Source organism: Candidatus Sodalis pierantonius str. SOPE (assembly GCF_000517405.1).
Classification (GTDB): Bacteria; Pseudomonadota; Gammaproteobacteria; order Enterobacterales; family Enterobacteriaceae; genus Sodalis_C; species Sodalis_C pierantonii.
In genome coordinates, this window is sequence record NZ_CP006568.1 from 1,895,196 (window position 1) to 1,914,214 (window position 19,019).

A 19,019-nucleotide genomic window follows, 5' to 3' on the forward strand; every position below is an offset into this window, starting at 1 on the left:
TGGTTACGCCCCCAATGCCTTTTTCTGCGCAGGCTGCGCGTCCGAAGACAACAAAGAGCTGCCTGAGTCCGCGGCCCCTTCTGCACCACTGGCCAGCAAAGACGAGCTTTTCTTGCGTTTCTTACGCGCGGCGGCATCTGCGTTCGCCGCCTTTGCCGCTGCGTCAGCCGCCGCATTGGCTTCAGCCTGCGGATCCGTTCGTACGACCTGGGGTGCACTCCCTCCACACATCACGTTCTCCTTAGCCCGGTACGTGCCAGCCGTGTTCCGTTAAAATCGGCTTACCCGGTACGGGTTGACATTTGCCTTCTTCGTTCGTCACAACGCCAAGCGGCGCGACGGGTGCTGCCGTAGTGGCCTTCTTAACGAGTTCGAGGAAATAGAGATTGTCGGTCAGCTTCTGGTCAGCCATATAGGTAAAGCCCAGGGCTTCAAAGCGGGTGATGATTGCTGCGGCCTGCTCGTCAAGCGTGGACAGGATAGCGTTACGCTCAGCCTGCGCAGTGCTGTCTGGCAGAGCGGAAACCCTCTGCTGCACGGTCTGCTCATCGGCAGTGGCGACAACCTCAGGTAATGTCTGATTGCCCTCCAGTTCGTCTGTAGCAACGTCTGCGGCGGTTGTGGATTCCTGCCCTGGGACTTCGACGGCTTTTCTTTTTCGTGCCATTGTCGTGGTTCCTGTAGATAGATAATAGAGCCGCCAGTGTGAAAGGGATGCCCGGTCAGGATCCCGACCAAATCCCACTGCTCGCCGAAGAGAGGCTAGCGTTTGTTGCGCCAGGCGTACACAAAGCGCCGCGATGATACCTGCACAGGCAGCTCTGTGCGCTGGCGATGCATCACGTAGCACCAGAAGTCAGTCAGCGCCTCGCCGGTGTGATGGTTAGGTGCCGCGCCCTGCTTCCAGCCAATAATCGCAGACTTGGACACGTCCAGCTCTCTGGCGATTTCCTGTAGCGGGATCCCGGCGCGGGTAATGTCGTTTATCACCCGGAACCAGTCGGTTTTGACCGTTGCAACTACTGGCACGGTTTACCCCCAAAACGCGCGTGCGCGCGACCCTGAGAGCATGTTTTTGTCGGTTGCAACAAACCACCGGCCTCGGCTGTCGCCGTGGTCAGTGTGATAGGTCTCGTTTTTCGATATGCCGCCTGCGCCATCTTAACCTCTAGGTTGGACGGCACAGCAGTTGAGTTAGGAGGTGCCAGTTGTTCAGGCTGGCGTGGTGATTATAGCAAATTACCTGCAAAGTTGCCTTGTCATGCCGCTCACAGCTATACTGTCTGCATCACTAAGAGTGATACGCATATGGGACAGGTCGCATTTGATACACAAGAGTTTGTCGAAACGCTGGAAAGCGCCGGGTTGCCGAAAGATCAGGCCAAGGCGATTTCTATTGCCGTCCGCAAGTCTCATGAAGTAACTGATGTGGCGACCAAGCGCGATCTTGAGGACGTACGCAAGGACCTGACGATTCAGATAGCTGACGTTCGTAAAGATATGGATGCTCGCTTCGAGAAAACCGAGGCGCAGATATCCTTAGTCCGCAAAGATTTGCAGCTTGAGATGGCAGGTATTCGCTCTGAGCAAAAGTTAATACGCTGGATGCTAGGTTTTGGGGTTATTGGTATTTTGTCGTTGGTCGTAAAAGCTTTCGTTATGCCCGCGCTGTAATTATTGACCTTGGGTCGGTAGCTCAGTGCGGAAGAGCGTACGTGTTACTAAAACCGTAAGGACGCGGGTTCAAATCCTGCTCGACCCTCCAGAGCCTGTTTAGAAATTTGTGTATTTGCCTAATTTTGATATGTTCAATCCAACATCAAAAACAGGTTAATTTATGGACGAAAAACAGTTGCAGGCTCTGGCTAACGAACTGGCCAAAAATCTCAAAACCCCTGAAGATCTCAGTCACTTCGATCGGCTGCTGAAAAAAATCAGCGTCGAAGCAGCTTTCAATGCCGAAATGACCCATCACCTCGGCTACGATAAAAATCAGCCTAAACCGGGGACCAACGCCCGCAACGGCTATTCCACAAAAACCGTTACCACTGGCGATGGCCCGCTGGCGCTGCGTACTCCGCGCGATCGTGACGGTTCCTTTGAACCGCAACTGGTGAAGAAGAACCAGACCCGGATTACCGGGATGGATAACCAGATTTTATCGTTGTACGCTAAAGGGATGACTACCCGCGAGATCGCCGCCGCGTTCAAAGAGCTGTATGACGCCGATGTCTCGCCGGCGCTGGTCTCAAAGGTCACCGATGCGGTCATGGAGCAGGTTGTCGAATGGCAAAACCGGCCTCTGGATGCAGTCTATCCCATTGTTTATCTTGACTGTATCGTTCTAAAAGTCCGGCAGGACAGCCGCATCATCAACAAATCTGTGTTCCTGGCGCTGGGCATCAACTTCGAAGGCCAGAAAGAGTTGCTAGGTATGTGGCTGGCCGAAAATGAAGGCGCAAAGTTCTGGCTGAACGTGCTGACAGAGCTGAAAAACCGCGGCCTGAACGATATCTTTATCGCCTGCGTAGACGGGCTGAAAGGTTTCCCTGACGCTATTAACGCGGTGTATCCGGAGGCGCGGCTCCAGCTGTGTATCGTGCATATGGTGCGCAACAGCCTGCGGTTCGTCTTTTTCACTGCGTCGTCGGTCGGGAACACCTTGCGCTTTTTGATAGCATGCCGGATCACGCTGTTTAACGACTCGATGGCGTTGGTCGTGTAGATCACCTTGCGGATGTCCGTTGGGTAGGCAAGGAGCGTGGCCAGATTGGCCCAGTTTGCCTGCCAGCTTCGACTTATTTGCGGGTAGCGGATGTTCCCAGGCACTGGAGAACGCTTCCAACGCCTGCAAGCCGGCTTCTTCCGTAGGGGCCTGATAGATAGCTTTCAGGTCGCGGGTGACGGCCTTGTAGTCCTTCCAGGAGACGAACCGCAGGCTGTTGCGCACCATATGCACGATACACAGCTGGAGCCGCGCCTCCGGATACACCGCGTTAATAGCGTCAGGGAAACCTTTCAGCCCGTCTACGCAGGCGATAAAGATATCGTTCAGGCCGCGGTTTTTCAGCTCTGTCAGCACGTTCAGCCAGAACTTTGCGCCTTCATTTTCGGCCAGCCACATACCTAGCAACTCTTTCTGGCCTTCGAAGTTGATGCCCAGCGCCAGGAACACAGATTTGTTGATGATGCGGCTGTCCTGCCGGACTTTTAGAACGATACAGTCAAGATAAACAATGGGATAGACTGCATCCAGAGGCCGGTTTTGCCATTCGACAACCTGCTCCATGACCGCATCGGTGACCTTTGAGACCAGCGCCGGCGAGACATCGGCGTCATACAGCTCTTTGAACGCGGCGGCGATCTCGCGGGTAGTCATCCCTTTAGCGTACAACGATAAAATCTGGTTATCCATCCCGGTAATCCGGGTCTGGTTCTTCTTCACCAGTTGCGGTTCAAAGGAACCGTCACGATCGCGCGGAGTACGCAGCGCCAGCGGGCCATCGCCAGTGGTAACGGTTTTTGTGGAATAGCCGTTGCGGGCGTTGGTCCCCGGTTTAGGCTGATTTTTATCGTAGCCGAGGTGATGGGTCATTTCGGCATTGAGAGCTGCTTCGACGCTGATTTTTTTCAGCAGCCGATCGAAGTGACTGAGATCTTTAAGGGTTTTGAGATTTTTGGCCAGTTCGTTAGTCAGAGTCTGCAACTGTTTTTCGTCCATAAATTAACCTGTTTTTGATGTTGGATTGAACATATCAAAATCAGGCAAATACACAAATTTCTAAACAGGTTCTTGGCGGTGATCTTGACGTCAGCCACACAGATATTACCCGCCTACCGGAAAACTTGAGCGTCGGTGACAGTATTGACCTCCGCTACACGGGTATTTCCAGTTTGCCGGATAACATTGAAGTTTATAGGTCAATATATTTACATGCTAATAGAATAACCAACATTGTCTATCGTGAATTATGGAAACATGACCATTACACGGTTTTTGCTGCATGGCTAAATGGCAAGTGCTGCGTTGTTGTTAACGAAAAGATTTACACGTTGGGAAAATTCTTCGGGGGAGCGCCAGCGGCAGATGTCGAACAGGCGGCGCGGGAGTGCGTGGCTGAATTAGAGCAACGCAGGCAAACTGGGGGTGCAGCATGAACGACATCCTGACGTACACCTGCCTGCATCTGAATACACCCTGCGCGGTAACTGGAAATCTCGGCGCGCCGTTTTTCAATTCGGCGATGAAGGAATTGCTAAATTTACCTGACCGTATCGACGCTGACGAAATCCCCTTGTCGCTTCAGCTCTTTCTGGCGCAGAAACGCTTTGTTGAATAAATCCGAAATTTGTGACGACTTCCTCCCTATCAGGGCGATTGTTACATGATGCGAACGCTGTTTGGCATTCCTAACAACGTGATCCGATTAAGCGCTTTGACCATTGCCATAGCCTCACCTACCTGCGCGTCATAGTCATGCAGACTCAGATGACCACCCAGAAGTGTTTTAAACCGGAACATGGCCGTTTCAGCCAGTGAACGTCGGTGATAACCTACTTTCTTTTTCCAGGTATCGTTATTGCCGCTCAGATGCTGATTTGCCACCGCATGGTTACGCTCATGGTATCGAGCTGGCCAATATTGCGCACCACTTCGCGGTGGGATAAGCGGCTTTATTTTTTTCCTCAGCAGAGCATCATGACAGTAACGCGTATCGTAAGCACTGTCAGCCGACGCTTCCCTGATTTTCCGGTGGGTTTGGTTAATCAGCCCGGGCAGCGCCTGCGCATCTGTCGTACCGCTTAGCGATAAATCGGCACAGATAATTTCATGTGTCGCGCTATCTACTGCCAGATGAAGCTTGCGCCATACTCTGCGCCTCTCAGCCCCATGCTGCCTGACTTTCCATTCGCCTTCGCCGAAGATTTTCAGGCCGGTGCCATCGATGACCAGGTGTGAGATTTCGCCGCGGGTTGGCGTTTTTATGCTGATGTCGACGGTTTTTGCTCGCCGGCTGACCAGAGAGTAATCTGGGCAGCGCAGCGACAGCCCCATCAGTTTAAAAATCGCGTCAACGAAACCCTGTAACGCCCGGAGCGAAAGGTTAAACACGCGCTTTATCATCAGAACCGTGGTAATGGCCATATCGGTGTAGTGAAGCGGCCGGCCACGATGTTCAGGGGGTGTACTCTCAGTCCATGCAGCAATGGCTGACTCATCAAGCCATACTGTCATGTCCCCCCGCTGCCTGAGCGCATTGTTGTATGCGGGCCAGTTGGTGATTTTAAACTTTTGCTTTGCCATGGGGACCTGATGTTGAAACGAATGTAGTGATCAGAGCCGCCAGTCACCTAAAAGTTCGATTTATTCAACAAAGCCGCGCAGAAAGACAAAGCCCGCGAAAGCCGTCAACTTTTCTCGGTGCAGAATCAGTTTCCCTATGGCCCAGAGCAGAAACTGAAATCCTACCTTTTCGATTTCTGCCCGCAATTCGACTGCGTTGATGACCCGTTAGAGGGCGTGGAATTCTAGTGCATCGGCACTATCTGTCATGCGCGCCCGTTCCCGTTTGGCTCGACGCTGGAATGCGTGAATGGGGAAGCGCCGAGCTCGGCGACGTTTGAGCCGGGGGAACGTTTTACGCAAAGGGAATGGGAAATCGTGTTTTTTGCTTTGCATAACCTGACCAGCAAGGAGACCGGACGGCGGCTGGGTATATCTCATCGCACGGTCGAGAACAAGCTTCAGGACATTTACCAGAAGACCGGAACGCATTGTAACAGGGGGCTGGCGATGTACTGCCGCGAAAACAGGACGGACTGCTATATCCCGCCGTCTTTGCTGTCGCCATCGAGCCACGTTCTGAATAACTACGGGGCGCAGTAACCTCGCGCCGAACTGACAGTAATGTAGCATAATGCACTAGCTTTATTTAAAACTGATTTTCAAAAATCAAAATCAATCCGGACAACATATTAGTATGTTGAACGGTCGTATTGAGGTATGACCAATGAAGAATGAGCATGATATTTTATCACCAGACGAATTAGTCCAGTTAACCGGACATCAATATAAATCAAGGTAGTGCCAATGGCTGAATGAGGCGGGGATCTGGTACAAGAAACGACGGGATGGTTCACCAAGTACAACGTGGTATCACATTGCCCATCCGTTGGCATATAGGCAATTTTCAACGGAACAAAAGCTGGATGAACCTAACTTCAGTGCTATGTGAGTTATAATAATGGTTGGCAAACGCAAGAATCCAGCAGATAACGCTCTGCCACCTCGTGTTTATCGGGAGAAAACACAATATGAATTTCATCCGGCTAGCGGTGGGTCAATATCATTATGTCCTCTGGATTCATTAATCCCTATCGTATGGGCCAAATACGAACAGGCAAACAATTATCGCAATGAGAGAAAAACCCTAGAACATGTGATAAGTCAGTTTTTTCTTTCTGCTGATTTTATGGCTCTTGCAGCAGAAACACAAAAAGACTATAAAAGAAATTCAACTAAACTTCTGTCCGTTTTTGGAAAAATGCATCCTGACAATGTTAAGCCTCAACATATCAGAAAATATATGGATAAACGGGGAACTAAAAGCAAAACACAGGCAAACCATGAAAAACACTTTTTATCACGTGTTTATCGCTGGGGTTATGAGCGAGGAATTACTAAGGGGAATCCATGCTCAGGTGTAAGACAATTTAAAGAAGAGGCTAGGGATCGCTACATTACAGATGCAGAATATGAAGCGTTGTATTCCGTTGCTCCCGATACTGTTCGTATAGCAATGGAGATCGCTTATTTATGTTGCGCTCGGCAGAGCGATGTTTTGTCATTGACTAAATCACAGTTGCTTAATGATGGGATTTTCATTTGCCAAGGAAAAACGGGCAAGAAACAGATAAAAGCATGGACTGAACGCTTAAAAAAAGTAATTGACTTAGCCGATAGCCTGCCAACATCACAAGGCGTTAACAGCATTTATGTATTGCATCAACCCAACGGCAACCGTTACACACGTGATGGTTTTAATTCAAGTTGGGCAAAAGCTCGAGCAAAAGCCTCAGCGTTACATCATAAGCTAACATTTGATTTCACCTTTCACGATTTGAAAGCAAAGGGAATATCTGATTTAAAAGGTTCGCTGTCAGAGAAACAAGCGATCTCGGGGCATAAAAGCATCGGACAGACGGCACGGTACAACAGAAAAACAGAAATAGTCCCCGTCGTCGGTGGTCAGAAAAAATGAATTTTTATTCAAATTGAAAAAATGATGTTAGGAATAGCTGATTTTGACACAAAAAAACCGCCTTGACGACGGTGACTAATATAGGACATTTTATTGATTATTATGGTTTTTCTGTTTGGTACCCGGAGCGGGACTTGAACCCGCACAGCCAGAAGCCGAGGGATTTTAAATCCCTTGTGTCTACCGATTCCACCACCCGGGCGTCGGGAAATCTAAACTGGAGGCGCGTCCCGGAGTCGAACCGAGGTGGACGGATTTGCAATCCGCTGCATGGCCACTCTGCCAACGCGCCTCATCTCATCCCTTGTCTTTGTCCTGCAGCGGGCTTTATCGGCGAATTGCCGAATCACTACCATGCAACTAACTGATTATAAAGACAATTCGTTTATTCCGTGTTTCGGAATGGACGCAATTATGGCTTGCCTGAGCAGCGATGGCAAGCCTTTTTTGGCTGGGGACGTTTAGATGGTTACATCACAGCCAACCGGGCAACGCCATAAGAATTGCCGTCTTTTCCTTACCTCGGACAAACCTTAATGATGGGGACAGTGCGACAACAAAACAATCCGTCCGCTGGCCAAGCGCACGACTGACTGGCTTTATTCCATCGCCAATCAGGTAAGTAATAGCTGTTGATGAGAGACCGTCCCTTGCCGACACCGCTTATGTTTAACCAAAGTGACCCCCTACCCCGCCGGAGTTGCCCCGCCAGCGGCCTTACGCCTCGCTGCCTCACGCCGAAGTCCGCGCGGCCAAACGGCAAGGGCAAGAGCGAGATGCCATGGACGCGAAGCTGGATACAAAATGCGAGATACCACATGCTGGATGCCAGGCGCCCGCCATTATCTCCTTAACAGCGAATCTTTGCGCCATGGCAACAATCTGTTTAACCTTGAAATGATAGTTGTCACCACCGGGCATCTCTCTCACCATTGGTATCTCGGGGCATAGCGCTATTCGCTCGGCGTTCGCTGTGCCCTAGGAAAGGATTGGCGTGAGACAACGGGGGGTATTGGGAGACAGAAGCCTTGGGTCTGATGGACAGTGCGTGAACCGGCAGCCGCAAGCGGCATAATATCCTGGGGCGAAACTGAGCGAGCGACAACAAAAAAGGACCCCTATGGGTCCTTTCAACGTCAACCGATGGATGAATGACACCGGCTAACTAAAATTTGGAGCGGGAAACGAGGCTCGAACTTAGAGCCTGTTTAGAAATTTGTGTATTTGCCTGATTTTGATATGTTCAATCCAACATCAAAAACAGGTTAATTTATGGACGAAAAACAGTTGCAGGCTCTGGCTAACGAACTGGCCAAAAATCTCAAAACCCCTGAAGATCTCAGTCACTTCGATCGGCTGCTGAAAAAAATCAGCGTCGAAGCAGCTCTCAATGCCGAAATGACCCATCACCTCGGCTACGATAAAAATCAGCCTAAACCGGGGACCAACGCCCGCAACGGCTATTCCACAAAAACCGTTACCACTGGCGATGGCCCGCTGGCGCTGCGTACTCCGCGCGATTGTGACGGTTCCTTTGAACCGCAACTGGTGAAGAAGAACTAGACCCGGATTACCGGGATGGATAACCAGATTTTATCGTTGTACGCCAAAGGGATGACCACCCGCGAGATCGCCGCCGCGTTCAAAGAGCTGTATGACGCCGATGTCTCGCCGGCGCTGGTCTCAAAGGTCACCGATGCGGTCATGGAGCAGGTTGTCGAATGGCAAAACCGGCCTATGGATGCAGTCTATCCCATTGTTTATCTTGACTATATCGTTCTAAAAGTCCGGCAGGACAGCCGCATCATCAACAAATCTGTGTTCCTGGCGCTCTGGGCATCAACATCGAAGGCCAGAAAGAGTTGCTAGGTATGTGGCTGGCCGAAAATGAAGGCGCAAAGTTCTGGCTGAACGTGCTGACAGAGCTGAAAAACCGCGGCCTGAACGATATCTTTATCGCCTGCGTAGACGGGCTGAAAGGTTTCCATGACGCTATTAACGCGGTGTATCCGGAGGCGCGGCTCCAGCTGTGTATCGTGCATATGGTGCGCAACAGCCTGCGGTTCGTCTCCTGGAAGGACTACAAGGCCGTCACCCGCGACCTGAAAGCTATCTATCAGGCCCCTACGGAAGAAGCCGGCTTGCAGGCGCTGGAAGCGTTCTCCAGTGCCTGGGACATCCGCTACCCGCAAATAAGTCGAAGCTGGCAGGCAAACTGGGCCAATCTGGCCACGTTCTTTTGGGTCCCAACGGACATCCGCAAGTTGATCTACACGACCTAAAACCCGAGAGTCGTTAAACAGCGTGATCCGGCATGTCATCAAAAAGCGCAAGGTGTTCCCGACCGACGACGCAGTGAAAAAGGTGGTGTGGCTGGCGATACAGGCGGCCTCACAGAAATGGACAATGCTTTTGAGGGACTGGCGCATGGCAATGAGCCGCTTTATTATCGAGTTCGGTGACCGCCTGGACGGTCACTTCTGAGAAAAGGCATTTACACAGAATCCGGTACGGGCTCCGAACTCGCGACCCCAACCTTGGCAAGATTGTGCTCTACCACTGAGCTATTCCCGCATGACTCTCAACAACCTGGTTTGCAACCTATCGGCAAACAACCGCGGTTGCTTTCGATGCGATGCATTCTACTGACCTCGACGTATGAGTCAATACAAAAATAGTCATCGCCGACGCGTTTGCTGTTTTTTACAGCGCTTCTCTCAATGCTCGAACAAATCGTGCCGGGCGGCATACAAATATTGGAACATTGACCAGAAAGTCAGCACCGCCGCGATATATAGCGCGACGATACCTATCCCCGATACGATGTCGTCTGGACGCCACAGCAGCGCCACCAGTGCCAGCATTTGCGCGGTGGTTTTCACTTTACCAATCCACGAAACCGCGACGCTGCTACGTTTGCCTATCTCCGCCATCCACTCCCGCAACGCAGAGATGATAATCTCACGGGCAATCATGGTCGCCGCGGGCAGCGTTATCCACCATGAATGAAAATGTTCCGCCACCAGCACCAGCGCCGTGGCGACCATCACTTTATCCGCGACGGGATCGAGAAACGCGCCAAAGCGGGTGGCTTGTTTCCAACGCCGGGCCAGGAAACCGTCAAACCAATCCGTCACCGCCGCCAGGACAAAAATGAGCGCGCAACTCAGCGGCGCCCATTTGAAAGGCAGATAAAAGGCCAGAACAAAGAACGGTATCATGACGACACGGAACAGGGTAAGCCAAGTCGGTATATTCAGTTGCATAGTGCTTTGTTAACTATCTGGCCGGAGTGGAAATAACAAGTATGTTGCTACATTGCCGCTAGTGTTTCAACGCATTAAATATTTTTTCTGCCAAGGCGCCTGAAATACCCGGCACTTGGGCAATTTCCTCCACGCTGGCATTGCGTAACGGCTGCAGACCGCCCATGTACTTCAGCAGTGACTGTCGACGCCGTGGCCCGACACCTTCAATCAATTCTAGCGCACTGGTATTTTTTACCTTAGCACGTTTATTGCGATGGCCGGTAATCGCATGGTTGTGTGAATCATCGCGGATATGCTGAATCACATGCAGGGCCGGCGAATCCGGCGGCAGCGCTATTCCCTCGCCATGGGGTTCCAAAAACAGCGTTTCGAGGCCGGCCTTGCGGTCTACGCCTTTCGCCACGCCGAGCAACACGACGCGCGATTTGTCCCAAGGTACGTCCAACTCCTCGAACACCGCTTTGGCCATACCCAATTGACCTTTACCACCATCGATAATCACCACGTCGGGGATTTTCTTTTCTTCGAGCGCCTTACCATAACGCCGGCGCAGGACCTGATCCATGGCGGCATAATCATCGCCGGGCGTAATACCTTTAATATTATAGCGGCGGTATTCGGCGCGTACCGGCCCGTTGCCGTCAAAGACGACGCAGGAGGCGATGGTCTGCTCCCCCATCGTATGACTGATGTCAAAACATTCCATCCGGTTGACCTGCTCAATACCCAATAGCTCTGCCAGCGCGGCTAAACACTGATGTACCGTCGACTGTTGCGACAGTTTAGTCACCAGCGCCGTCGCGGCATTGGTGCGGGCCAGCTTTAAATAACGAGCGCGGTCGCCGCGCGGCTGCGTCTGGATCTGAATTTTTCTGCCCGCCTGCTCGCTCAGCGACGCCGCCAGCAGCGTTTTTTCAGGCAGCGTGAAATCCAAAAGAATTTCGCCCGGAAGCGAGCGCATCTGACTGCCCTGCAAATAGAATTGGCCGACAAACGTTTGCACCACTTCCGCCAGTTCCGTGCCGGCCGGCACTTTGGGAAAATAACTGCGGCTACCCAAAACTTTCCCCTGGCGGATAAACAGTACATGGACGCAGGCCATACCGGCGTCAAACGACACGCCGATGACGTCCAGATCTTCCCGGTCGCCGGAAACGAACTGTTTTTCCGTCACGCGGCGCACCGCCTGGATCTGATCGCGCGCGCGCGCCGCATCCTCAAAGTTTAGCGCGCGGCTGGCCAGCTCCATCCGCTCCACAAGCTTGTTAAGCACCTGTTGATCTTTGCCTAACAGAAACAAGCGCACATATTCCACCTGCTGCTGATATTCCTCATCGCTGACCAGCCCCTGTACGCAAGGCCCCAGACAGCGACCTATCTGATACTGCAGGCACGGACGTGAACGGTTGCGATACACGCTGTCCTCGCATTGGCGAATGGGAAACAACTTCTGCAACAGGGCCAGCGTCTCTTTTACCGCATAACCATTGGGAAACGGCCCGAAGTAATCCCCTTTCGCATGTTTGGCCCCGCGATGGGACGCGATGCGGGGATGCGCGTCGCTGCTGAGGAAAATGAAGGGATAGGATTTGTCGTCGCGCAGCAATACGTTGTAGCGTGGCTGATACAGCTTAATGTAGTTATGCTCAAGCAGCAGCGCTTCGGTTTCCGTATGGGTAATGGTCACATCAATATGGTGAATGTTTTTCACCAGCGCTTCGGTCTTGCGGCTGGCAACCTGGGCACGAAAATAGCTCGCCAGGCGCTTTTTCAGATCTTTAGCCTTGCCGACATAAATCACCGTACCGGATGCATCATACATGCTATAGACGCCAGGCTGGCTGGTCATGGTGCTCAGGAATTGTTTGGCGTTAAAACTGTCAGTCACTACTTAATAAAATCTCCGTATTGAACAACCCGTGGCGAATAGCCAGATGGGTTAATTTTACATCACCGCTGATGTTTAGTTTACTAAATATCCGGTAACGATAGCTATTAACGGTTTTAGGGCTCAGATTGAGCTGCTCCGAAATATCGGTGACCTTTTGCCCGCGGGTAATCATCAGCATAATTTGGAGTTCCCGTTCGGACAAACATTCAAAGGGGGTTTCCGCCTGCGGCTCCAGCTGACTCAGGGCCATCTGCTGGGCGATATCGGACGCGATGTAGCGTTTACCGGCATTCACCGCGCGAATGGCGCAGATGACCTCGCGCGGAGCGGCGGCTTTGCTCAGGTATCCTGCGGCCCCGGCCTGCATTACTTTAGCAGGTAATGGGTTTTCTGTGTAAATGGTCAGCATGATAACTTTGATATCCGGCGAAAAGCGCACGATTTTGCGCGTGGCTTCCAACCCGCCGATGCCCGGCATATTCATATCCATTAACACGACATTGACGCAATTGTTGCGGCACCACTTTACCGCATCTTCGCCACAGTGTGCCTCGCCAACGACTTTGAAGCCTTTGATATCTTCAAGAATGCGTCGTATCCCTGCGCGCACCAATTCGTGGTCATCAACAAGAAAAACGCTTATCAAAGAGAAATTCTCCAAAAAGAGGGAGTGATGTAAAGCGAATTAAATATTTAAGACTTAATATTACAGCTTTTTAAGTAAATAAAGAAAAATGATTATTCGCTTATACTGGAAAAATTCAGCAGTGTCGCCTGCGCAAGCTCATTTTAGACAGATAGGTTATTGCACCGCAAGGAGATTTCACCAAAATTCCGTCGGGTATTGCCGATTTCCCCTCTTTTGTCACCCCGTCCGCACGTCCATCGCACGCCCTAAATTGTCTAAAAAACGAACAGAACCATATGCAATTTACTTAAAAATCAGTTCATTATGATTTTTCTTTCGATGAGGCAATATTATCATCAATCATTTCATATACATATTTTTAAAGAATAATCATTTATGCCTTATTACTTTTAGCGTACATTCAAACTTAAAAGTTAATTATAATATATTGCCGCTCCGTTTAATCCTCCTCGCCCGGCGAGAGCGGGACATCGGGGCATGAGTGGTGTTTTTTTAACCTGCTGCAATTTGCCGGAGATAAATGACCAACGTCAGTTAAATTTATAAAACAAAACCTGTTATAATCGGCGCACATGGCGTTGACCGCCGACGCGTATGGTACGCCAAGCGCGGCGCCAGTCTTAATAATCACTGATGACGGGGACAATAATGGGCAACGTTGAATTTACCACCGATAGCGAAACCGCGGTACTGGCACAAGAGCTCAACTGCATGAAGGCGATGATGTCGCTGCTGTTAAAAGCCATTGGGCAAGCCGATGCCGGCAAGGTCATCATAAAAATGGAGAAATACATCAGCCAGCTTGATGATCCCGAACAGCAAGCGGTATTTACCAGTACCGTAAAACAGATAACCCACGCTTATCGTCAATAAAGACCCGTCCCGCGCCGCGGGGTCAGGCCGGCTCAGCCGGTCGTGGCGATCGTTTACCCGCTTACCTATCCCGGCGGCACCGTGGTAGACTCATGCCACGGTTCCCCGACTTCATTTATTGTCATGACGCTGCTGTTCAAAGCCCTGCTGGGCGTATTAGTGGTGGTGCTAATCGCGCTGCTGTCCAAAACCCGTAACTACTATATTGCCGGTCTGTTGCCGCTATTCCCCACCTTTGCGCTTCTCGCCCGCTTTGTTGAATAAATCCGAAATTTGTGACGACTTCCTCCCTATCAGGGCGATTGTTACATGATGCGGACGCTGTTTGGCATTCCTAACAGCGTGATCCGGTTAAGCGCTTTGACCATTGCCATAGCCTCACCTACCTGCGCGTCATAGTCATGCAGACTCAGATGACCACCCAGAAGTGTTTTAAACCGGAACATGGCCGTTTCAGCCAGTGAACGCCGGTGATAACCTACTTTCTTTTCCAGGTTGCTGGTTCCGGTCACATCCGATCACTGATTCCGATTTCACCCGATCACTAATTCTGATTTCATCCGATCACTGATTCCGGTCGCCCGATCAGCGATTCCGATTCTGTCCGATCGCTCATCTTCTGTTCCGCCATACTCTGGAGACTTTTAGCTTCCGGGGGCATGGCATGGCACGTAAAAAGAAGAAAGCGAGAACGGAAATGTGCATCTATATTAATGTCTTACGTATGAAATTCGAGCAGCGTCGCTCGAATCGCACTATCGCAGCAGCGCTCGGCATAGGCTGTACTACCGTGCACGATATCCTCGGCCGATTCACGGTAGCTAACCTGGTCTGGCCATTGCCGGCGGAACTGTCCCCCGTCGACCTCGACCGCCTGCTCTATCCCGGCAAATCCGGAAAAGTTATCAATACCTTACCCAGCTGGCTTGATATCGATACCGAGTTAAGCCGCAAGGGCATGACCAAGCAGCTGCTCTGGATGGAATATCAGTCCGCCGTGGGCGGTGATGCCCTCGGTTACTCACAGTTTTGTGCACTGTTCCGATCGGATACGTCGGAATCTGCGACCCTGTACACGATTCTGTGTAATCAGAAGTGACCGTCCAGGCGGTCACCGAACTCGATAATAAAGCGGCTCATTGCCATGCGCCAGTCCCTCAAAGGCATTGTCCATTTCTGTGAGGCCGCCGCTTTGTTGAATAAATCCGAAATTTGTGACGACTTCCTCCCTATCAGGGCGATTGTTACATGATGCGGACGCTGTTTGGCATTCCTAACAGCGTGATCCGGTTAAGCGCTTTGACCATTGCCATAGCCTCACCTACCTGCGCGTCATAGTCATGCAGACTCAGATGACCACCCAGAAGTGTTTTAAACCGGAACATGGCCGTTTCAGCCAGTGAACGCCGGTGATAACCTACTTTCTTTTTCCAGGTATCGTTATTGCCGCTCAGATGCTGATTTGCCACCGCATGGTTACGCTCATGGTATCGAGCTGGCCAATATTGCGCACCACTTCGCGGTGGGATAAGCGGCTTTATTTTTTTCCTCAGCAGAGCATCATGACAGTAACGCGTATCGTAAGCACTGTCAGCCGACGCTTCCCTGATTTTCCGGTGGGTTTGGTTAATCAGCCCGGGCAGCGCCTGCGCATCTGTCGTACCACTTAGCGATAAATCGGCACAGATAATTTCATGTGTCGCGCTATCTACTGCCAGATGAAGCTTGCGCCATACTCTGCGCCTCTCAGCCCCATGCTGCCTGACTTTCCATTCGCCTTCGCCGAAGATTTTCAGGCCGGTGCCATCGATGACCAGGTGTGAGATTTCGCCGCGGGTTGGCGTTTTTATGCTGATGTCGACGGTTTTTGCTCGCCGGCTGACCAGAGAGTAATCTGGGCAGCGCAGCGACAGCCCCATCAGTTTAAAAATCGCGTCAACGAAACCCTGTAACGCCCGGAGCGAAAGGTTAAACACGCGCTTTATCATCAGAACCGTGGTAATGGCCATATCGGTGTAGTGAAGCGGCCGGCCACGATGTTCAGGTGGTGTACTCTCAGTCCATGCAGCAATGGCAGACTCATCAAGCCATACTGTCAGGTCCCCCCGCTGCCTGAGCGCATTGTTGTATGCGGGCCAATTGGTGATTTTAAACTTTTGCTTTGCCATGGGGACCTGATGTTGAAACGAATGTAGTGATCAGAGCCGCCAGTCACCTAAAAGTTCGATTTATTCAACAAAGCCTGAGGCCGCCTGTATCGCCAGCCACACCACCTTTTTCACTGTGTCGTCGGTCGGGAACACCTTGCGCTTTTTGATGGCATGCCGGATCACGCTGTTTAACGACTCGATGGCGTTGGTCGTGTAGATCACCTTGCGGATGTCCGTTAGGTAGGCAAAGAACGTGGCCAGATTGGCCCAGTTTGCCTGCCAGCTTTGACTTATTTGTGGGTAGCGGATGTCCCAGGCACTGGAGAACGCTTCCAGCGCCTGCAAGCCGGCTTCTTCCGTAGGGGCCTGATAGATAGCTTTCAGGTCGCGGGTGACGGCCTTGTAGTCCTTCCAGGAGACGAACCGCAGGCTGTTGCGCACCATATGCACGATACACAGCTGGAGCCGCGCTTCCGGATACACCGCGTTAATAGCGTCAGGGAAACCTTTCAGCCCGTCTACGCAGGCGATAAGGATATCGTTCAGGCCGCGGTTTTTCAGCTCTGTCAGCTCTGTCAGCACGTTCAGCCAGAACTTTGCGCCTTCATTTTCGGCCAGCCACATACCTTGCAACTCTTTCTGGCCTTCGATGTTGATGCCCAGCGCCAGGAACACAGATTTGTTGATGATGCGGCTGTCCTGCCGGACTTTTAGAACGATACAGTCAAGATAAACAATGGGATAGACTGCATCCAGAGGCCGGTTTTGCCATTCGACAACCTGCTCCATGACCGTATCGGTGACCTTTGAGACCAGCGCCGGCGAGACATCGGCGTCATACAGCTCTTTGAACGCGGCGGCGATCTCGCGGGTGGTCATCCCTTTGGCGTACAACGATAAAATCTGGTTATCCATCCCGGTAATCCGGGTCTGGTTCTTCTTCACCAGTTGCGGTTCAAAGGAACCGTCACGATCGCGCGGAGTACGCAGCGCCAGCGGGCCATCGCCAGTGGTAACGGTTTTTGTGGAATAGCCGTTGCGGGCGTTGGTCCCCGGTTTAGGCTGATTTTTATCGTAGCCGAGGTGATGGGTCATTTCGGCATTGAGAGCTGCTTCGACGCTGATTTTTTTCAGCAGCCGATCGAAGTGACTGAGATCTTCAGGGGTTTTGAGATTTTTGGCCAGTTCGTTAGCCAGAGTTTGCAACTGTTTTTCGTCCATAAATTAACCTGTTTTTGATGTTGGATTGAACATATCAAAATCAGGCAAATACACAAATTTCTAAACAGGCTCGTGTGGAGCAGGCCAAAGTTCTTCTTGATGTTTTGCTTGCTATGACTAATCGCAAATCAAAGCATATTAAGTGATGCGCTGGAAACTCCTCATGCTCGCCGCAATGCTTGCGACGATTGCCGCTCTTGCCATCGTGGTGAGACTCCAGTACGTCGAAATCACCCGCCTGAAGCAGGCCAATCAGTCGATGGTCGCCGAGCGTGACGCCGCCCGCGCACAGTTTACCCACTATGAACAAGCTATAGCGTTGTTCAACCAGATAGCCGGAGTGACACAGGATGCACATCAGCAAGCGGTGCAGGACTTCCAGCCGCGTATCATCCAGATACGTGAGGCCATGACGCCTGAGCGCTGTGCTCGTTTGCCTGTCCCTGCTGCCGCTGTTAACCGGCTGCGTACGCACACAGACAAAATACCTGCCCATCCCGCCCGCGCCGATACCGGCCACACTACTCGATGATTGCCCACCGCCGGTTATTCCTGAAAATATGACGTGGGGCGACAGCGTGATACTCAATGAGAAGCTGCTGCTGGCATTGGAGATGTGCAATCAGGATAAAGCTGCGTTGAGACAGGTTGAGGCAATGCGAAAATGACCGAATCCCGCATCTATGGCTCGCGTTGGGATAAAGCCCGTCGTGCCTTTCTTGCCCGCCATCCGCTGTGCGTGATGTGCCAGCAGCAGGGTAAGACGGTGGCGGCGACTGTGGTTGACCATATCACTCCGCACAAGCTGAAAGCGGCGTTGCAGTCCGGTAATACTGTTGCCATCGCGCAGGCACAGGGATTGTTCTGGGACCGGCGCAACTGGCAACCGTTATGCACATTGCACCATAACGCCACCAAGCAACGCATGGAGAAGCGCGGCGGGGGAATGGGGTGTGACCTTCAGGGTATGCCCTTGGATGGAAATCAATACTGGCCGCGGTAAGGTTTATTTAAAAATAAAGTATTCGTCTGAGATTTTATTTATTAGTTTCATTTCGTGATGGAATTAAATAATAAATTTTTCTGTGGAAGCTTCAAATAAAATAACGGTAAGGGGGAGGGATAAAACTCCAAATGAATTAAGCGAATTGACCGCCCTCTAATTTTTATTCTAACGCTAACCCGATTTTTTATATGTTATTCATGTAGATAGCCAATGGAAAATAAACGTACGCGCTCAGACAGCGCCACGGCGGCTATTCAGGCCATGAAAAATGCGTGCGAGGATACTCTCACGCCCCCACCGCATGCGGGTTTGGAGAAAAAAGCCGAACCTTTGTGGCATGACAATATTCGCTCAAAAGCACTGGACAGTTGGACGCCAGCCGACCTCCTGGCGGCGGTAGAGTTGGCGAATAATCAGCTCGAAATCACCCGTTTACGCCATGAATTACGCAAAAAAATGCGTGTTTCGAGCGAAGAGCGTGATGAAAAGGCCCTTGCCCTGTTGCGCAACGATATTGTCACGCTCCAGCGCACCGTACTGGCTCAGCGCCGGGATTTGCAGATCCATTCACACGCCAGCAACGGCGAAACCCGCGATCAGCGCAAGCGTAACGACAATGACCGAAAAGCCCGCAGCATTGTGGACGTGCATCAGGCTGAGGAAGGCAATCTGATCGCCTTCCCGCAACATTGACCGGA

19 protein-coding genes, 4 tRNA genes and 7 pseudogenes are annotated in these 19,019 nt (G+C 51.5%); 16 read left to right on the plus strand and 14 right to left on the minus strand.

From position 1 onward, the window contains the following. Nucleotides 1-3 precede the first annotated feature (3 nt). The 3 genes from SOPEG_RS30580 to SOPEG_RS09685 all read right to left on the minus strand — a co-directional run bounded on the left by SOPEG_RS30580 (nt 4) and on the right by SOPEG_RS09685 (nt 1,029). Nucleotides 4-231, minus strand: a complete 228-nt coding sequence (locus tag SOPEG_RS30580; RefSeq protein WP_025245188.1) for a hypothetical protein — start codon at nt 229-231, stop codon at nt 4-6. 10 nt (nt 232-241) lie between these two features. Then, entirely contained in the window at nt 242-667 is a 426-nt protein-coding gene (locus tag SOPEG_RS09680) for a hypothetical protein (protein WP_025245189.1), read from the minus strand. A 95-nt stretch (nt 668-762) separates the two neighbouring features. After that, nucleotides 763-1,029, minus strand: coding sequence for a hypothetical protein (locus tag SOPEG_RS09685; protein ID WP_025245190.1), 267 nt, complete (start codon nt 1,027-1,029; stop codon nt 763-765). A 279-nt stretch (nt 1,030-1,308) separates the two neighbouring features. Here SOPEG_RS09685 and SOPEG_RS09690 point away from each other — a divergent pair, with 279 nt between their 5' ends. From SOPEG_RS09690 to SOPEG_RS24475, 3 genes and pseudogenes are all read left to right on the plus strand, one after another. Then, a complete protein-coding gene (locus tag SOPEG_RS09690) occupies nt 1,309-1,674 on the plus strand; it encodes a CCDC90 family protein (RefSeq protein WP_025245191.1) in 366 nt (121 codons plus the stop codon). 11 nt (nt 1,675-1,685) lie between these two features. Then, nucleotides 1,686-1,765, plus strand: a tRNA-OTHER gene (locus SOPEG_RS09695). A gap of 72 nt (nt 1,766-1,837) precedes the next feature. Continuing rightward, nucleotides 1,838-2,632 (plus strand): annotated as a pseudogene (locus SOPEG_RS24475) (IS256-like element ISSoEn2 family transposase); the annotation flags it as partial. Here the strand turns inward: SOPEG_RS24475 and SOPEG_RS09705 are convergent. Next, nucleotides 2,632-3,721 (minus strand): annotated as a pseudogene (locus SOPEG_RS09705) (IS256 family transposase); the annotation flags it as partial. The pseudogenes SOPEG_RS24475 and SOPEG_RS09705 sit on opposite strands and share 1 nt — an antisense overlap. A 125-nt stretch (nt 3,722-3,846) precedes the next feature. Here SOPEG_RS09705 and SOPEG_RS27335 point away from each other — a divergent pair. Continuing rightward, nucleotides 3,847-4,158, plus strand: a complete 312-nt coding sequence (locus SOPEG_RS27335; protein WP_025245192.1) for a hypothetical protein — start codon at nt 3,847-3,849, stop codon at nt 4,156-4,158. Continuing rightward, a complete protein-coding gene (locus tag SOPEG_RS09710; protein ID WP_025245193.1) occupies nt 4,155-4,340 on the plus strand; it encodes a hypothetical protein in 186 nt (61 codons plus the stop codon). Before SOPEG_RS27335 ends, SOPEG_RS09710 begins: the two co-directional genes overlap by 4 nt. Before the next feature lie 41 nt (nt 4,341-4,381). Here the strand turns inward: SOPEG_RS09710 and SOPEG_RS09715 are convergent, their stop codons facing one another. Next, nucleotides 4,382-5,305: an IS5-like element ISSoEn1 family transposase gene (locus SOPEG_RS09715; protein ID WP_025243926.1), complete on the minus strand. Its 924-nt coding sequence runs from the start codon at nt 5,303-5,305 to the stop codon at nt 4,382-4,384. 285 nt (nt 5,306-5,590) lie between these two features. Here SOPEG_RS09715 and SOPEG_RS28755 point away from each other — a divergent pair, with 285 nt between their 5' ends. The 3 genes from SOPEG_RS28755 (at nt 5,591) to SOPEG_RS24490 (ending at nt 7,262) form a co-directional block, all read left to right on the plus strand. Beyond that, nucleotides 5,591-5,887, plus strand: coding sequence for a helix-turn-helix transcriptional regulator (locus tag SOPEG_RS28755; protein ID WP_025245194.1), 297 nt, complete (start codon nt 5,591-5,593; stop codon nt 5,885-5,887). A gap of 208 nt (nt 5,888-6,095) precedes the next feature. Then, complete coding sequence (locus SOPEG_RS30855; RefSeq protein WP_081743110.1) at nt 6,096-6,236, plus strand: hypothetical protein; 141 nt, start codon at nt 6,096-6,098, stop codon at nt 6,234-6,236. A 9-nt stretch (nt 6,237-6,245) separates the two neighbouring features. After that, on the plus strand, nt 6,246-7,262 hold the full coding sequence (locus tag SOPEG_RS24490; RefSeq protein WP_071882163.1) for a tyrosine-type recombinase/integrase: 1,017 nt from the start codon (nt 6,246-6,248) through the stop codon (nt 7,260-7,262). Nucleotides 7,263-7,378: 116 nt separating this feature from the next. Here the strand turns inward: SOPEG_RS24490 and SOPEG_RS09725 are convergent. Then, a tRNA-Leu gene (locus SOPEG_RS09725) sits at nt 7,379-7,464 on the minus strand. A gap of 16 nt (nt 7,465-7,480) precedes the next feature. Beyond that, nucleotides 7,481-7,554: transfer RNA gene (locus SOPEG_RS09730), tRNA-Cys, on the minus strand. 980 nt (nt 7,555-8,534) lie between these two features. Between SOPEG_RS09730 and SOPEG_RS26245 the strand changes: the two are divergent. Next, nucleotides 8,535-9,746 (plus strand): annotated as a pseudogene (locus tag SOPEG_RS26245) (IS256 family transposase). A gap of 25 nt (nt 9,747-9,771) precedes the next feature. On the opposite strand, the gene SOPEG_RS09745 reads toward SOPEG_RS26245, so the two are convergent. From SOPEG_RS09745 to uvrY, 4 genes are all read right to left on the minus strand, one after another. Then, nucleotides 9,772-9,828: transfer RNA gene (locus SOPEG_RS09745), tRNA-Gly, on the minus strand. Nucleotides 9,829-9,979: 151 nt separating this feature from the next. Continuing rightward, nucleotides 9,980-10,528: a CDP-diacylglycerol--glycerol-3-phosphate 3-phosphatidyltransferase gene (pgsA, locus tag SOPEG_RS09750; protein ID WP_025245196.1), complete on the minus strand. Its 549-nt coding sequence runs from the start codon at nt 10,526-10,528 to the stop codon at nt 9,980-9,982. A 58-nt stretch (nt 10,529-10,586) separates the two neighbouring features. Then, nucleotides 10,587-12,419, minus strand: coding sequence for an excinuclease ABC subunit UvrC (gene uvrC / locus SOPEG_RS09755; protein ID WP_025245197.1), 1,833 nt, complete (start codon nt 12,417-12,419; stop codon nt 10,587-10,589). Next, the gene (uvrY, locus tag SOPEG_RS09760; protein ID WP_025245198.1) at nt 12,412-13,068 is read right to left on the minus strand and encodes a UvrY/SirA/GacA family response regulator transcription factor; all 657 of its coding nucleotides are present in this window, start codon (nt 13,066-13,068) and stop codon (nt 12,412-12,414) included. The genes uvrC and uvrY overlap by 8 nt, the downstream gene beginning before the upstream one ends. 651 nt (nt 13,069-13,719) lie before the next feature. On the opposite strand from uvrY, the gene SOPEG_RS09765 reads away from it, so the two are divergent. Then, entirely contained in the window at nt 13,720-13,944 is a 225-nt protein-coding gene (locus tag SOPEG_RS09765; protein WP_025245199.1) for a DUF2594 family protein, read from the plus strand. A 123-nt stretch (nt 13,945-14,067) separates the two neighbouring features. Continuing rightward, nucleotides 14,068-14,202 (plus strand): annotated as a pseudogene (locus SOPEG_RS24500) (GlpM family protein); the annotation flags it as partial. Between the two features lie 47 nt (nt 14,203-14,249). Here the strand turns inward: SOPEG_RS24500 and SOPEG_RS09775 are convergent. Further along, a pseudogene (locus SOPEG_RS09775) lies at nt 14,250-14,435 on the minus strand (IS5/IS1182 family transposase); the annotation flags it as partial. A 173-nt stretch (nt 14,436-14,608) separates the two neighbouring features. Here SOPEG_RS09775 and SOPEG_RS09780 point away from each other — a divergent pair. After that, nucleotides 14,609-14,989 (plus strand): annotated as a pseudogene (locus SOPEG_RS09780) (IS21-like element ISSoEn3 family transposase); the annotation flags it as partial. Nucleotides 14,990-15,188: 199 nt separating this feature from the next. Here the strand turns inward: SOPEG_RS09780 and SOPEG_RS09785 are convergent. Both SOPEG_RS09785 and SOPEG_RS09790 read right to left on the minus strand, forming a co-directional pair. Then, entirely contained in the window at nt 15,189-16,112 is a 924-nt protein-coding gene (locus SOPEG_RS09785) for an IS5-like element ISSoEn1 family transposase (RefSeq protein WP_025244427.1), read from the minus strand. A gap of 75 nt (nt 16,113-16,187) precedes the next feature. Beyond that, a pseudogene (locus SOPEG_RS09790) lies at nt 16,188-17,315 on the minus strand (IS256 family transposase); the annotation flags it as partial. Nucleotides 17,316-17,460: 145 nt separating this feature from the next. On the opposite strand from SOPEG_RS09790, the gene SOPEG_RS09795 reads away from it, so the two are divergent. The 4 genes from SOPEG_RS09795 (at nt 17,461) to SOPEG_RS09810 (ending at nt 19,014) form a co-directional block, all read left to right on the plus strand. Further along, nucleotides 17,461-17,847, plus strand: coding sequence for a hypothetical protein (locus SOPEG_RS09795; protein ID WP_038468544.1), 387 nt, complete (start codon nt 17,461-17,463; stop codon nt 17,845-17,847). Further along, a complete protein-coding gene (gene lysC / locus SOPEG_RS31170; protein ID WP_038468547.1) occupies nt 17,741-17,983 on the plus strand; it encodes an Rz1-like lysis system protein LysC in 243 nt (80 codons plus the stop codon). The genes SOPEG_RS09795 and lysC overlap by 107 nt, the downstream gene beginning before the upstream one ends. Beyond that, nucleotides 17,980-18,318 carry an HNH endonuclease signature motif containing protein gene (locus tag SOPEG_RS09805; RefSeq protein ID WP_025245204.1) on the plus strand — a complete coding sequence of 113 codons (339 nt, stop codon included), beginning with the start codon at nt 17,980-17,982 and terminating at the stop codon, nt 18,316-18,318. The genes lysC and SOPEG_RS09805 overlap by 4 nt, the downstream gene beginning before the upstream one ends. A gap of 213 nt (nt 18,319-18,531) precedes the next feature. After that, nucleotides 18,532-19,014: a hypothetical protein gene (locus SOPEG_RS09810; protein ID WP_025245205.1), complete on the plus strand. Its 483-nt coding sequence runs from the start codon at nt 18,532-18,534 to the stop codon at nt 19,012-19,014. Nucleotides 19,015-19,019 lie beyond the last annotated feature (5 nt).